Origin of the sequence: Flavobacterium soyae, assembly GCF_045348165.1 — a bacterium.
GTDB classification, from domain to species: Bacteria; Bacteroidota; Bacteroidia; order Flavobacteriales; family Flavobacteriaceae; genus Flavobacterium; species Flavobacterium soyae.
Map to the genome: position 1 here is coordinate 161,100 of NZ_CP150845.1, position 14,575 is coordinate 175,674.

Genomic DNA, 14,575 nt, shown 5'->3' on the forward strand with positions numbered 1-14,575 from the left:
TAATTATTATGAACAAATCAGAATTAATCGATGCTATCGCTGCTGATGCAGGAATTACAAAAGCTGCGGCTAAACTAGCTTTAGAGTCATTTTTAGGAAATGTAGGAACTACTTTGAAAAAAGGCGGAAGAATTTCATTAGTAGGTTTCGGATCTTGGTCAGTATCTGCGAGAGCTGCTAGAGACGGTAGAAATCCTCAAACAGGAAAAACTATCAAAATTGCTGCAAAAAATGTAGTAAAATTCAAAGCTGGAGCTGAATTAGAAGGTGCAGTGAACTAAGTAAGAAAGTTCTCTAAACTAAATAATATAATTAAGACCCTCCTTATGGAGGGTTTTTTTATGCGGTTTAACGATTTTATTTGGGAGTTTAGAAATTTTATGATTAAATTTAATAAAAATTGTAGCCGTATGATTTCAGAAAAATTAAAAAAAGGACACCTGCTTATTGCCGAGCCTTCAATAATTGGAGATTTATCATTTAACAGATCGGTAATTTTATTAGCAGACCATAACAAAGAAGGATCAATAGGTTTTATCATTAATAAACCATTAAAATACACTATTAATGATTTAATACCAGAGATTGATGCTAACTTTAAGATATATAATGGAGGACCGGTTGAACAAGACAATCTGTACTTCATTCACAATATTCCTGACTTGATCCCGAATAGTGTCGAGATTTCTAATGGAATTTATTGGGGGGGAGATTTCGAGTCAACTAAAGACTTAATAAACGACGGATCGATCAATAAGAACAATATTCGTTTTTTCTTAGGTTATACCGGTTGGGACGAAAATCAGCTTGAGAACGAAATGCAGGGAAACTCCTGGATCATTGCTGACAATAATTACAAAAACAAAATTATTGGAAAATCTACTACCCATTTTTGGAAAGAGCAGATTATTGAACTTGGCGGTGATTATGTTATTTGGTCAAATGCACCTGAAAACCCATATCTGAATTAATTTTCGGATATGGATTCATTTAGTTTTTGTACTAATAAATGAGCCAGATTACTGGTAAACTCTTTTTTTCGGTATTTGCTTATCGGTTGTATTCCTGTGATTACATTTGTCAAGAATAATTCATCAGCTTTTTGAAGATCAAACGGCGAAATTATTTCTTCTGTTACTTCTATACCTTCAACTTTCTTAGCTAAGGCTAAAATCTGCTTGCGCATAATTCCGTTTAAACATCCTTCAGAAATTGGAGGTGTAATTAATTTTTTGCCCGAAACCATAAATAAATTTCCCTGTAAAGCTTCGACAACATTTTTAGTATCGTTTAGTAAAATACAATTTGCCAATCCGTTTTCATGGGCAAAAATACTACCTGTAACATTAATCATTTTATTAGTCGTTTTAATCGACGATAATAATTGTTTTGTTACATAAAAGTCTTTATACAAATCAACTTCATATTCGTTCGTATTTAAAGCATATAAAGTGTTTTCAAGCGGCACTGCATGAATCAAAAACGAAACATCATTGTTTTTTGGCAGATATAAACCTCCATCGTTTCTAAAAACAGTTATTCTGGCTCTTGCCGATGAAGTAATGTTTTTTTGCTGTACAAGATTCAAAATCTGTTCTTCAAAATATTCCATTGTAAAATTCATCGGAATTTCCATCCTGACAACACGCATCGAAGCCATTAACCTGAAATAATGATCTTCCAGAAACAAGATTTTATTGTTGATAATTTTTACTGTTTCAAAAACGCCGTCTCCATATAAAAAGGCACGATTTTGAGTTAATACATTTTCTTCCTGTGCAATGTTTCCGTTAAAATTGATCATAAAAAAACCCTGAATTTTGTTCAGGGCAAATATAAGGCATAAAATAGACTTTTACTAAACAGATCCTATAAGATGTTTTAGGTCTGAGATTTGATTCTCCCACAATTGTTTAGCTTCTCCTACTTCTTCTTTTTCAGCGAAATCGACTACCATCAATGATACATCTTTAGTTAATTCATCAACTAAAATATGGAGTTCAAAAAAGTATTCAGTATCCTTACTGCTTTCATCAACCCATTTAAACTTTACTTTTTCACCTGTTTTCTTAGAAGCAAGACGTGCTTTTTCCTGCGAGTCATTCCAGATGAAAGTAAAAAATTCACCTCTTGAATTAACATTGTCAGCAAACCATTCTGATAAACCTGACGGAGTTGATATATATTGATACAATAATTGTGGGGAAGAATTGATCGGAAACTCGATTTCGTAACGTATTTTTGAATCCATGTGCTACTTTTAATTTTTTCGAAATATAAGAATATATGTCCAAAAACAATGCGTTTTTAAAAATATTTTTTTTTCTTCATTTTATTCTTGTAAGCTTTAATATTATTTCTATCTTTGCACCCGCAATCAGGAATTCAATGATGGCAGTCCAGGCGAGGTAGCTCAGTTGGTTAGAGCGCAGGATTCATAACCCTGAGGTCACGGGTTCAACTCCCGTCCTCGCTACAAAAGGCAAACCCTTAAACAGTAAATGTTTAAGGGTTTTTTATTAATGCAAACCAGAATACCTCTGCTTGCTATTTTAAATTATTCATATTTTTATTTATACAATTAATTACAATAACTTTGCAGTTTCATTAAGCAACTTAAACAATATGGACATAGTTAAATTTAAAATTACATCAAAAACGATAAAAGTAGAAGTACGCAATTCGAATAATTATGTTTTTAATTTTAATACTGCCTTAGATATTGCAAAAGAAGACAAAGATGTTTTATTGAAACTATACCATGCATTAGATCTTCTTTTTAAGAAAGAAACTCCTCCGGAAACTAAAAACTATATTTCGCCAAATCAAACTAATATTCTGGATCAGATTTCTGCTGTTGACAGCTTAGAAGATCAGATATAAACAGGCTTCAATTAAAGTCTGCAAAAAACCACTGAAATAGACTGCACCAAAAGTTTAGCCAAATTAATAATTATATTTAGATAATATGTGTTCGATATTGTGCAGAACTCATTCCTTTTAAACTTATCTTGATTTAGGTTTTGAATACCTCTCCCATTTTTCTTTTACTTAAAAAAAATACGGGCTTTCTCCTTCTGATATTTTAAAATCAGTAAAAAATATGACTTTAATTAAGAAACAATATTATACTTTTCAAAAAAGTCAATATAAAACCATCCATTTTCCATAATTATTCCCTAAATTAGCTTATATTATTTTCAATACAAAACACTAATATACAGACGATTAAAACAATACACACTCCGTAAAATGAATTAAGAAATCACAACGATTTTAAAAGAGAATAGAAATTTTTAAAATGCTTTATAAATTTAAAAACCATATTGTATGAACAAAAAAATTCTTTTATCAGTTTGCATGATAGCTTTTATCGCCTGCAATAAAACAGAAAAAAAATCTATCTCCGAAAAAAATAATAAAACTCTCAGTGACGAACAAATAATTCAAACAGTAAGAGAAGGTTATGAATTTGCATATCCTGTGATATTATTTTATGCCACACAACGAGTAATGACTAATACTCAAAAAATTGTCATTGATAATGGACCTATGCGCGCGCCTATTAATCAATTAGTGAGTGCAAGTCATTTTCCTGATGCTAAAGATCATACGGTAATTAGGATGAATGTTGATACTTACTACACATCATGCTGGATAAATTTAGAAAAAGAACCACTAGTCTTTCAGGTTCCGAATACAAACAATCGATATTACCTGCTGCCAATGCTTGATGCCTGGTCAAATGTATTTTTTTGTCCCGGTAAAAGAAATACAGGTACTAAAGCACAAACTTATTTAATTACTGGACCTGGATGGAATGGTCAGATCCCTTCGGGAATGCAGCAAGTAAAAGCACCAACAAATATGATTGTATTACTAGGACGAACACAAGTTAATAGTCCAAAAGATGGCGCTGATGTGGTTAGAAAAATACAAGAAGGATTCAAGATCACGCCATTAAGCGCATACGGAAAACCATATATTGCCCCAAAAGGAACAATTGATCCTTCAATTCCCCGTAAAGCCCCTGGCGATGCGGTAATGGATATGTCAGCAGAGGATTTTTTTAATACATTCAACAAACTATTGACTACTAATCCGCCTGCTGCTGCAGACTCAGTAATTATAAAAAAACTAGCCCTCGTTGGTATCGCTCCGGGTGCAAAGTTTGAAATTTCAAAATTCTCAAAAACTGTACAGGATTCCATAAATGTAATCTCAACTTGGGCAAAAACAGAAATGCTAAAAAATGGTTTTGGTACAAGCAAAGCTATTAATGGCTGGTCATTAGAACGCGGATTAGGAAATTATGGTACAAATTATAAATTTCGTGCAGGAGTTGCCTATACAGGCTGGGGCGCTAATCTTGATAAAGACGCAATGTATCCTTCTTCGACAGTTGACATCGACAACAATCCATATGATGGTGCCAAAAATAAATACATTTTACACTTTGATAAAGGCCAGACTCCGCCTACCAATGCTTTTTGGAGTTTAACACTTTATGATACTGCAGGATTTTTTTATGACAACTCTATAAATCGTTACTCCATTGGCGACAGAAATCCATTAAGGAAAAATATTGACGGTTCTGTAGATATTTATATTCAAAATGAAAATCCCGGAAATGATAAGCAAAATAACTGGCTGCCAGCTCCAAAAGCTAATTTTAATTTAATGTTGAGGATCTATTGGCCCAAAGAAGAAATGGTGAATGGGAAATGGAAAGTTCCCGGCGTAAAAAAACAAATCTAAAAAACTTTCAGCATTTTAAAATCGGTGGAGAAAGTCTGGGATTCTATTTTTACTTTTGCATATAAACCTGTAAATATGAAAAAAGTAATTCTAAATCTTGCAGCTACATTAGACGGATTTATTGAAGGTCCAAACGGAGAAATCGATTGGTGCATAATGGATGATGATATGAATTTTGATGCCTTCCTAGATAGCATAGACACAATATTTTACGGAAGAATAAGCTACGATGCCTGGGGAAATTTTCAGGCAGACGAAAATGCTGACCCTGCCGAAAAAGAAATATGGAAAAGTATTCATTCTAAAAACAAATTTGTTTTCTCGAGCCAAAATCGAAATGATGAAAAAGCAGTTTTTATTTCTTCAGATATTGCCCGTAAAGTAACCGAAATAAAAAATCAGGAAGGTAAAGATATCTGGCTCTATGGAGGTGCCAGTCTTATCAAGACATTTATAAACTTAAACCTTGTTGATGTTTATAAAATCTCTGTTCATCCGGTTGCTTTAGGTTCAGGTAAACCTTTGTTTGAAAATTTATCGGAACGAATTGGATTGAAGCTAATCGATACCAGAGTTTTTAAATCCGGAGTGGTAGAGCTAACTTATCAACCAGAATGAAAAAAACAATCGAAGCTTTAGCTTATACCTTGAGAGAAATGAGATTTTTTGCAAAACCTGATATTAAAGATTCAAAACATATATAACAAAAGACTCTATTATTTGTAAACTGCCCCCAAAAAGTTAGGCACTATTTGAGAGCAGTTCATTGCTAATGGAGTTTTTTTATTGCTTTTCACTACTTCCTATACAGTTATTTCCAAATGATTGATTATTTATTCGAAATAAAGCAGCTTTAAAAGGCAGTGAATTTAGCTGTATTGTTTATTATTTAGCATTATGGGTCAAGTCTATATTGAAATTTGCATTTACGATTAACCCGCTATTGGTTTGAAATACATTTTGTGAATTAATTTGTCTTCCAAACTGTAAAATTTGATTGAGATATCCAGCTTCTATCCTAACGGTTTTATTAAAGCGGTATCCTAATAAAACACCTAATCTATTTTGGTCAAATACATTATTAGTTACATTTTTTCCAAAACCAACAAAAATTTCATCATAAAGCGCAACGTAAGGTGTTTTGTCTTTAATTTCACTTCCTTTTAAAGGAACCTGCATTCTTATCATATAACGCATTCTGTTGAATAAGGGAAACTCATCTTCCTTCGTAACACTTGCAGCACTATATCTTCCTACAAATCTTTGTTCCAGCATAAAACGATGAGAAAAATCGACAATCCCTTCTTTATGGGATAATTGTATCATTTCAAAAATTCTATGTTCTGTAAAATCTCTGCCCAAACCATTAATTGGGTATTCTCCATAAGGAAAGGTTTCAATCCATGCATAACCAACTCTAAATAAAACACGCGGGTTTAAATTATAATTAAGACCAACTCTTAAAAGGCTTTGCTGCCAGTCAGTTATTACATTATCTCGACGCCATTGGTATTCGGTATGCAGTCCAAATTTCTCAGACAATTTGAAAGTGCCAAAAGTGTTATACCAGCCAATTGTGCTTTTAGTATTCAGGCGGGTATTTTGCCCAAATGTGTATTGAGCAAAAATGAACAGGATAATCGTAAAAAATAGTATTGTATTTCTTTTCATTATTTTAAAAACTCTAAAGTTCCATCAGTAAGATTATAAAATACTCCAACAATTTTTATTTCTCCTTTATCTTCCATTTCTTTTAAAATAGTACTTTTTTCTCTGATTTGCTGGATCGTATATTTTACATTATTTTCAGCAACGTACTTTACATATTCATCATTTTTAGATGTTTTTTTTACCTTGAAAATCCTGGCTCATCTTTACAGCCGGTTTTATTTTTGCCAGCATAGCAGTTATGTTTCCAAGTTTTACATCATCGATAGCACCTTTTATTGCACCGCAATGCTGGTGTCCCATAACTAAAACGAGTTTAGCTCCGGCTAATTTACAGGCAAACTCCATACTGCCTAATTGGTCTTCATTCACAAAATTTCCTGCCACACGACCTACAAATACATCACCCAGACCCTGATCAAAAACATCTTCAACTGGCACACGACTATCTAAACAGCTTAATATAACGGCTTTTGGAAACTGTCCCGGGGCAGATTTACGAACTTGTTCGCTATGATCTCTTACTGTTGTAATGCCGCTTCGAAATCTTTTATTACCCTCAATAAATTGTTTTAAAACCTCATCAGGTGTCAGTTTTGCCTGTTCTTCTTTGGTCATTACGTGAGATACAGGCTGTGTTTTTTCTTCTTGTTTTTTATTGTCTTGATTACAAGAAATTAGAAATACTGCCATTGAGGCCATTGCCAAAAGCTTTTTTTTCATCTGTTTTTTAAAATTTTGATTATTTATTAATTGGGCTGTAGTTTGTAGATCTATGTATTAAAAGTCTGCCCTTTTTTGTTTTAACAAAAAAGCATAAGTTTATATGCTCAACTTTGTTTTATTAGTATAAATTAATCTTAACATTATTTACCTTTTATCAAAATTTAAGGCATCCTTTAAAATTAAGATTATATAAGATTTATTCTTTTTCAAAATAAAGATAATTGGTAGTACCGCTTACATCGCGCAATCGAATCTGCGAATTATTAAATTCAAATAACTTCCAATAATTATTTAATTTACTAAGTAACGCTGAACTAAAGGTCAGCTGCAGTTCTCTTACGTTATCTTGTACAGTACTTGTCCATTGACCAGTTTCAGAAATTCCTCCTTTTGTAGCAACTACTGAGTTATCACTTTTAAAAACAAATGAATAACCGCTGTAAGATGAGGTTTGCTCAGAATCGTCAAAATAATATGGAATTTCCCAAGTGCCTTTTGTAATTACTTCATTCAAATCAAGTGTTACAATATTGTTTTCAGGACAGTAATCAATAGCGTATTTTATAGCATTTTCGAAATCTAAATTATTATTAATTGATTTCGTCTGGCCATTATAATCTACTATCGAAATTGGATATTTTAAAGAAATATACTGACTGGCGCTCAAATTTTTTATAAAATTAAAAAAGGCCTGATCGCTTATAATCGTTTGAGAACTTCCAACCTGATTGGCACTGTTATAAATGTTGATTGTTATAGGATAATTGATATTTAATCCGTTGATTTTAGATAAAAGATCAGGGTAAAGATTCCAATAATCGATTAAAGCATCAAAATCAGCCTGATCAGGGATAAATTTTTCATAATAATTATAGTATACCATCGTTACCGGAAAAGTTATATTTACAATATCATCATCGGTATTGCTTGCATTAATATTGTCTATTACTTTTTGGTAATCAGCAGCGCTGTTAACTGCAATTTGTTCGTTGTTAACAGTAACGGTGTAAGGAAATTTTATAGTACAATAAGTAGACCCGTCGATTATATTATCCTGTACTGTCTGAACCATTGCAACCCTTTGCAAATAGGACGTAAGGGGGGAAGTATTTGTAATTGTTCCTTGTGCATTATTATCATTCTGATCATCTGATTCGTGCTGACAAGACAATAAGAACAAGAAAACTGCTATTGATAAATATTTTTTAAAAGAGAGCATATTTATATTTTTACAAAGGTAATAAAAATTAAGAAACTGTTTTTTTTAGTAAATCGCCATTAAGGAATTTGGTTTCATATTTAATTTTGAATTATCATAAGAAATTTCATTTCATACAACTATAAAACAATCTGTATTGCTTTTACCCTACTTATACTAAAAACAAATACTTTTGTACCAACCAATTGAAAATATAAATGCCAGCTAAAAACCAATCAGATACTTGCGATGAAATAATTTTTTCATCCTTTTTTAAAAGTCATATAGTAGCACTTCGAAATTTTCTTTTTTACAAATTTGGCAATGTCGATCAGGCAGAAGATGTAGCGCAGGAAGCATTTGTAAAACTTTGGCAAAACTGCGCATCTGTACCGCTGGAAAAAGCAAAATCGTATGTTTATACGGTCGCCAATAACAACAGTCTCAACGAAATTGCACACCAGAAAGTGATTTTAAAGTACGAAAAAAATTTTACAGGTTTAGACAAAACAAATGAAAGTCCAGAATATATTCTCGAAGAAAAACAATTTCAGACCAAACTTTTGAATGCTATTGAAAACTTAAACGAAAAACAGCGTGAAGCCTTTTTAATGCATAGAATCGACGGAAAAAAATACAGCGAAATTGCCGTCGATTTAAATATTAGCGTAAAAGCAGTAGAAAAACGCATTCATCTGGCTTTGTTGAGCTTACGTAAAGAAATTGATTTATAAAAAAGTAGGGTAAATTTAATTTTAATTGTTTTAAAGATATAATACAATACAATGAAAAAAGATCGCTTATTAGCAAAATGGCTCAACAATGATTTATCTCCGGATGAATTAGCTGTATTTGAAGCAAGTCCCGATTTTGAAAAATACCAAAAAATAAAAGATTATACAGCTCATTTAGAAGTAGGTGATTTTGACAAAAATGCTATGTTGTTGAATATTTTGAGCCAGAAAAAAGAGGCTCCAAAAGTAATTCCGCTTCATAAAAAATGGATTTTTAGAGCTGCTGCCATATTTATTCTCGCACTTGGAATTACATTTGCGATGAAATTTTTTGTTACCCAGACTCAAACAGCAGATTTTGGAGAAAAAACTACTTTTTCATTACCAGATAATTCTGAAGTGGTATTAAACTCCGGTTCTGAAATAAATTATAAAAAATGGAACTGGGATAACAACAGACATCTTGAATTAAAAGGAGAAGCTTATTTTAAAGTAGCAAAAGGGAAAAAATTTGAAGTACAGACCAGTCTTGGAAAAGTAACAGTTTTAGGAACTCAATTTAATGTTAAAGCCAGAAAAAACAGGTTTGATGTAGTGTGTTATGAGGGACGTGTAAAAGTAAATTATGCTGACATCCAAATTTTATTAACTCACGGACAAAGCGTTAGTTTTGAAAACGGAAAGCAGGTTAAAACAACTGTAACTTCGTCAAAACCGGAATGGATCGACAATCAAATATCTTTTTATATAGAAAACATAAGAAGCTTATTAGACGAAGTTGAAAGGCAGTATAATATTACAATTGAATTAAACGCAAAAAACACAACTTCCCTATTTACAGGAAAATTACCCGCTAAAGACTTGAATACAGCCTTGCAGATTATTAGTACAACCTATCATTTAAAGATCAGACAAGTCTCAAAAAATAAAATTATATTTGACGAAAAATAAATGTTGGTCCTAAAACGATTTCATTTTTTGTTTTGTCTATTTTTCCTTGTCCTGAATCTTTTTGCTCAGGACAAAGAGAAACCCATGCCTTTTAAAAAAATAATTATTGATATTGAACAGCAGCATCAGGTTAGCTTTAATTATACCGAGGACAATATTGCCGGATTGGAATTAATTCCGCCAAAAAAATCGCTTTCCTTAGAACAAAAACTGAAATATCTTTCTCAAAAAACCCATTTGTCTTTTGAAAATATAGGAAACAAGTTCATTAATATTTATAAAAAAGATAACGAAGCTCCAATATTCTGCGGCTACGTTTTTTCTAATGCAGATAAAAAACCAATTGAAAACGCCAATATTAGCTTACTTGATAAAACTCAGGTTTCAACCGATGCAAACGGTTATTTTGAGTTTGAAAATAAGGGCACAGCTATATTTTTGACCAGCCACATAGGATTTATAACCAAAAAAGTTACGGCTGACAATACCAACTCTAAAGATTGCCTGCAGATATTTTTAGATCCGGAAATTACAGAACTTCTGGAAATTAAAGCCAATGCAATTCTGGCTTCGGGAATTTCAAAAAATAAAGATGGCTCATTTGAAATTAAACCCAAAAAATTTGGTATTCTGCCCGGACTTATCGAACCCGATGCTTTGCAGACAATGCAGCAAATCCCGGGTGTAAACAGTATTGATGAAAGTGTATCCAGCATCAATGTTCGCGGCGGTACCCACGACCAAAATTTATTTTTGTGGAATGGAATACGAATGTTTCAAACGGGACATTTTTTTGGTTTAATATCGGCTTTTAATCCCAATTTGGGGCATACTATTTCTATTTATAAAAACGGGAGTTCTGCCTTTTACGGAGAAAGTGTATCTAGTGTAGTCGCTATTTCGTCTACTCCCGAAATGGCAGAAAAAAACTCGTTCAGTGCAGGAATAAATATGATCAATGCTGATATTTATGGAAAATACAATCTTTCGAAAAAGAGCTATATTGAAATTTCAGCACGTAAATCGATTACCGATTTTGTAGAAACGCCTACATATAAAGAATATTTCAATAAAGTATTTCAAAACACTACAATCACTGATTTTTCAAATAACCAAAATGTCGATTATCAAAGTGATAAGAAATTTGGTTTTTATGATGCTACGCTGAAATATGCTCAAAAAATAGGACCTAAAGACCAAATCGTATTAGATCTTATTACAATTAAAGATAATCTGGAAGTTTTTCAAAGTGCAGCTGCAAATGACATAAACAAATCTGAAAACAATATTTTACGCCAGCAGAATTATGGCGGAAATTTAGCCTGGAAAAGAAACTGGAACAGCTTCAATACAACTAAAATTAATATCTATAATTCAGCTTACGAACTTCGTGCCAACCAAAAAACAACCTTTGAAGATCAAATCGTTATTCAGGAAAATACCGTAAATAATAATGGCTTTAATTTAGAGAACAGCCATATCATTAACTCTAAATTTACTTTTAACGATGGGTATCAGTTTAACGAAATAGGTGTTACTAATTTAGAACAGGTAACGAATCCTGATTTTTATCGCAGGGTTAAAGAGGTATTGAGAACCCACGCCTTAATTTTAGAAGGAAAATACAACGATACGATTTCCAGAATATATTTTAAGGCCGGAACCCGTATTAATTATATTGAAAAATTTAAAAAATATATTGTAGAACCACGATTGCAGTTTAGCTATGGCATAACTAAAAGTCTAAATGCAGAACTGCTGGGCGAGCTAAAAAGCCAGAACTCGCAACAAATCATTAATTTGCAAAAAGATTATTTTGGAATTGAAAAAAGACGCTGGACCCTCTCTAATAATACAACAATCCCTATTCAAAAAAGCAGGCAAATATCTTTAAACTTATCTTACACAAAAAATAGCTGGCTGTTTGATATCGAAAATTTTTATAAAAAGGTAGTCGGAATTACAACCTCCAGCCAGGGTTTTCAGAACCAGTTAGAATTTGTTAAAATTACCGGCGACTATGAAGTATGGGGAACAGAAATGCTTATTCAAAAAAAAATGAACCACTTTTTGACTTGGTTAAGCTATACGTATAATCATAATAATTATAATTTTTCTACTTACGAATATCCAATTTTCCCCAACAATTTTGAGCTAATGCATACCGCATCATGGGCAGGAATTTATGAGAAAAACAATTTTAAAATTGCTTTGGGAACAAAATGGACATCTGGCAGACCTAACACGCCGCCTGATAATTCTCAAATTGACCGTTCAAATCCTGTACTGGTTTACAACAAACCTAATAGCAGCAACTTGCGTATTTTTTCTCAGGTTAACTTTTCCTCAACTTACAAGTGGGAAACTGATAACGGCATTCAATACAAATTAGGGATATCTATTTTAAATATCCTGAACAGAAAAAATGAAATCAGCGAATATTATAGAATAAGTTCACTGACAAATTCTATAGAAGAAGTCGAAACTTTTTCACTGCAAAGAACTCCAAACATGAGTTTTAGGGTTTCATTTTAACTTTATTCAAGCAGGAATTTAAAAAAATTCTGTACTTCTTTTCATTTTTTTTACAAAAACATCATTTTTTTGGTAGGGTAATACCTATCAAGATTGTTTTACTATTGAATCTATCAAAAGAGTAAAAAATGATTTCCTTAAAAAACTTGATACCATACCATCAGGGCTATTTTTTTCATGACAGTTCGTAGCAACTATCTAAATTATTTATTGAACGAAATGCTCATTAAAACGAACATGACTTCCTGATGTGTACTAGAGGATGCGAAGCAATTTGGCCGGTTACGGTAAAAGACATGCCACTTGCGATATAAGAACTAACATTCTTTAAAAAAGAATTCTGATACACTGCTGTAAAATTTAAAATAATAAAATTGACATGAGTACAAAAAGAAAAATCACAATTTTGGTAGTGTTGTTAGCAATAAGTTTTGGCCCTTATTACATCTACCAAAACATTATTTACAAAGATGCCAGAGACATCAATAAGGAAAAATCTATACTTACCATTTCTGCTAAGAATTTAGAAAGTCAATATGCAGGAAATTCTTCGCAGGCAGATTCAAAATACTTGAATAAAACAATTGAAATTGTAGGAACAGCTACAGAAGTTACTGATTCTTCTATGGTAATTGACGGAAAAGTATTTTGTAAAATGAATGAAATAGTAAAAACAAATTATACGAATAAACAAATCAATATAAAAGGAAGATGTATTGGTTATGATGATTTATTCGGAGTAGTAAAATTAGACCAATGCAGTATACAACAACATTAAATATGAAAAAAATATTCTTAATTGCCAGCTTTTTAATCTGCTTATATGCTAATGCCCAAGAAGATTTACTTTATAGTCTGGACTCGACACAAGTAGTTGATAAAAACGCAACTGCCACTTTTAAAGCCCTGCAGATTATTACGCTGCAATCGACAAAACTAGCGGCCAAAAAAGAGCTCTATATTGTTGTATCACATCGATTTGGTTCTGTAAAAGGCGGAATCTCTGAGTTTTTTGGTTTTGATGATGCCACTACAAAAATTGGCGGAATTTATGGTGTAACCGATTGGCTTTCTGTAAGTGCATCACGCCATACGCTATTAAAAATTTACGAAACATCGGTTAAATATCGACTTGCCAGACAAAACGACAAATTCCCGTTTGACATTGTGGGCTACAATACAATCGATATTAACAGCGGATTAAAAAAAGACGATTATCCTAAAATTGAATTTTCTGACCGGTTAACGTATATCAGTCAGCTTCTTATTTCAAGAAAAGTCTCTGACAGATTATCTCTGGAACTGGCACCTTCATTCATTCATAAAAACCTGTACAATCCGGATACTGAAAACGATAATCAATTTACATTAGGCACCGGCGGAAGATTAAAATTAACCAAAAGACTTTCTCTAAATCTTGAATACGGTGCGAATTTCGACAAACCTAGCTTTTATAACAATCCATTATCAGTTGGTCTGGACATAGAAACCGGCGGTCACGTTTTTCAATTAATTTTTACGAATTCGCAATCTATGACCGAGAGCGGCTACTTAACAAATGCAGCCGGCGATTGGGGAAAAGGCGATTTTTTCTTTGGATTTAATTTATATAGAGTTTTTTAAAAAAGTATACAATATGAAAAAATATATCTTCTTATCTGGTATTATATTATCCTTATACGGCTGTGAATCGAACACTTATGAAAGCCTGCAGGAAGACCCAGTGGTAATAGTAGGCAAAGTTACTTACAACGCTAATGTTAAATCTATTATTGATGCAAACTGCATTGCCTGCCACAGCCAAAATGGTGAAGCAAGTTTTACACCTTTAGTAACTTATGCACAAGTTAAAAACGCTGTATTAAATACAGATTTATTAGACAGAATCCAGCGTCCAAACGGTGCTTCGGGACAAATGCCAAAAGGAGGCAGAATGCCTCAGGATAAAATAAATACCATTCTGCAATGGAATACAGATGGATTATTAGAAAGTGAAAATTAAATC

The 14,575-nt window shown here is 32.4% G+C and carries 17 protein-coding genes and 1 tRNA gene; 12 read left to right on the forward strand and 6 right to left on the reverse strand.

The annotated features are described in order from the left end of the window. The first annotated feature begins 8 nt into the window (after positions 1–8). Positions 9–281, forward strand: a complete 273-nt coding sequence (locus tag AABD74_RS00755; RefSeq protein ID WP_012022249.1) for an HU family DNA-binding protein — start codon at positions 9–11, stop codon at positions 279–281. Between the two features lie 129 nt (positions 282–410). Further along, positions 411–971, forward strand: a complete 561-nt coding sequence (locus tag AABD74_RS00760; RefSeq protein ID WP_073416430.1) for a YqgE/AlgH family protein — start codon at positions 411–413, stop codon at positions 969–971. On the opposite strand, the gene AABD74_RS00765 is transcribed toward AABD74_RS00760, so the two are convergent. Both AABD74_RS00765 and AABD74_RS00770 read right to left on the reverse strand, forming a co-directional pair. Then, a complete protein-coding gene (locus AABD74_RS00765) occupies positions 968–1,804 on the reverse strand; it encodes an aminotransferase class IV (RefSeq protein ID WP_406844404.1) in 837 nt (278 codons plus the stop codon). The genes AABD74_RS00760 and AABD74_RS00765 overlap by 4 nt on opposite strands. Before the next feature lie 54 nt (positions 1,805–1,858). Beyond that, entirely contained in the window at positions 1,859–2,251 is a 393-nt protein-coding gene (locus AABD74_RS00770; protein WP_026727620.1) for an START-like domain-containing protein, read from the reverse strand. A gap of 151 nt (positions 2,252–2,402) precedes the next feature. Between AABD74_RS00770 and AABD74_RS00775 the strand changes: the two genes are divergently transcribed. The 4 genes from AABD74_RS00775 (at position 2,403) to AABD74_RS00790 (ending at position 5,376) form a co-directional block, all read left to right on the forward strand. Further along, a tRNA-Met gene (locus AABD74_RS00775) sits at positions 2,403–2,476 on the forward strand. Positions 2,477–2,625: 149 nt separating this feature from the next. Beyond that, on the forward strand, positions 2,626–2,883 hold the full coding sequence (locus tag AABD74_RS00780; RefSeq protein ID WP_232682679.1) for a hypothetical protein: 258 nt from the start codon (positions 2,626–2,628) through the stop codon (positions 2,881–2,883). Positions 2,884–3,330: 447 nt separating this feature from the next. Next, complete coding sequence (locus tag AABD74_RS00785; RefSeq protein ID WP_406844405.1) at positions 3,331–4,758, forward strand: DUF1254 domain-containing protein; 1,428 nt, start codon at positions 3,331–3,333, stop codon at positions 4,756–4,758. A gap of 75 nt (positions 4,759–4,833) precedes the next feature. Then, complete coding sequence (locus AABD74_RS00790) at positions 4,834–5,376, forward strand: dihydrofolate reductase family protein (RefSeq protein WP_232682680.1); 543 nt, start codon at positions 4,834–4,836, stop codon at positions 5,374–5,376. Positions 5,377–5,643: 267 nt separating this feature from the next. On the opposite strand, the gene AABD74_RS00795 is transcribed toward AABD74_RS00790, so the two are convergent. The 4 genes from AABD74_RS00795 to AABD74_RS00810 all read right to left on the reverse strand — a co-directional run bounded on the left by AABD74_RS00795 (position 5,644) and on the right by AABD74_RS00810 (position 8,371). Next, positions 5,644–6,429, reverse strand: a complete 786-nt coding sequence (locus AABD74_RS00795; protein ID WP_232682681.1) for a DUF2490 domain-containing protein — start codon at positions 6,427–6,429, stop codon at positions 5,644–5,646. Beyond that, positions 6,429–6,620, reverse strand: coding sequence for a carbonic anhydrase (locus AABD74_RS00800; RefSeq protein ID WP_406845616.1), 192 nt, complete (start codon positions 6,618–6,620; stop codon positions 6,429–6,431). The genes AABD74_RS00795 and AABD74_RS00800 overlap by 1 nt, the downstream gene beginning before the upstream one ends. Then, a complete protein-coding gene (locus AABD74_RS00805) occupies positions 6,595–7,149 on the reverse strand; it encodes a carbonic anhydrase (RefSeq protein ID WP_406844406.1) in 555 nt (184 codons plus the stop codon). Before AABD74_RS00805 ends, AABD74_RS00800 begins: the two co-directional genes overlap by 26 nt. Before the next feature lie 199 nt (positions 7,150–7,348). After that, on the reverse strand, positions 7,349–8,371 hold the full coding sequence (locus AABD74_RS00810) for a hypothetical protein (protein WP_232682683.1): 1,023 nt from the start codon (positions 8,369–8,371) through the stop codon (positions 7,349–7,351). A 197-nt stretch (positions 8,372–8,568) separates the two neighbouring features. Between AABD74_RS00810 and AABD74_RS00815 the strand changes: the two genes are divergently transcribed. From AABD74_RS00815 to AABD74_RS00840, 6 genes are all read left to right on the forward strand, one after another. Beyond that, a complete protein-coding gene (locus AABD74_RS00815; protein WP_232682684.1) occupies positions 8,569–9,084 on the forward strand; it encodes an RNA polymerase sigma factor in 516 nt (171 codons plus the stop codon). A 51-nt stretch (positions 9,085–9,135) separates the two neighbouring features. Beyond that, positions 9,136–10,035 (forward strand): FecR family protein, encoded by a 900-nt coding sequence (locus AABD74_RS00820; RefSeq protein WP_232682685.1) that lies wholly within the window; start codon positions 9,136–9,138, stop codon positions 10,033–10,035. 84 nt (positions 10,036–10,119) lie between these two features. Next, complete coding sequence (locus tag AABD74_RS00825; RefSeq protein WP_406844407.1) at positions 10,120–12,570, forward strand: carboxypeptidase-like regulatory domain-containing protein; 2,451 nt, start codon at positions 10,120–10,122, stop codon at positions 12,568–12,570. A 379-nt stretch (positions 12,571–12,949) separates the two neighbouring features. Next, positions 12,950–13,348 carry an OB-fold putative lipoprotein gene (locus AABD74_RS00830; protein WP_232682687.1) on the forward strand — a complete coding sequence of 133 codons (399 nt, stop codon included), beginning with the start codon at positions 12,950–12,952 and terminating at the stop codon, positions 13,346–13,348. Positions 13,349–13,350: 2 nt separating this feature from the next. Next, entirely contained in the window at positions 13,351–14,193 is an 843-nt protein-coding gene (locus AABD74_RS00835; protein WP_232682688.1) for a DUF5777 family beta-barrel protein, read from the forward strand. A 13-nt stretch (positions 14,194–14,206) separates the two neighbouring features. Then, positions 14,207–14,572: a cytochrome c gene (locus tag AABD74_RS00840; RefSeq protein ID WP_232682689.1), complete on the forward strand. Its 366-nt coding sequence runs from the start codon at positions 14,207–14,209 to the stop codon at positions 14,570–14,572. The last annotated feature ends 3 nt before the right edge of the window (positions 14,573–14,575 follow it).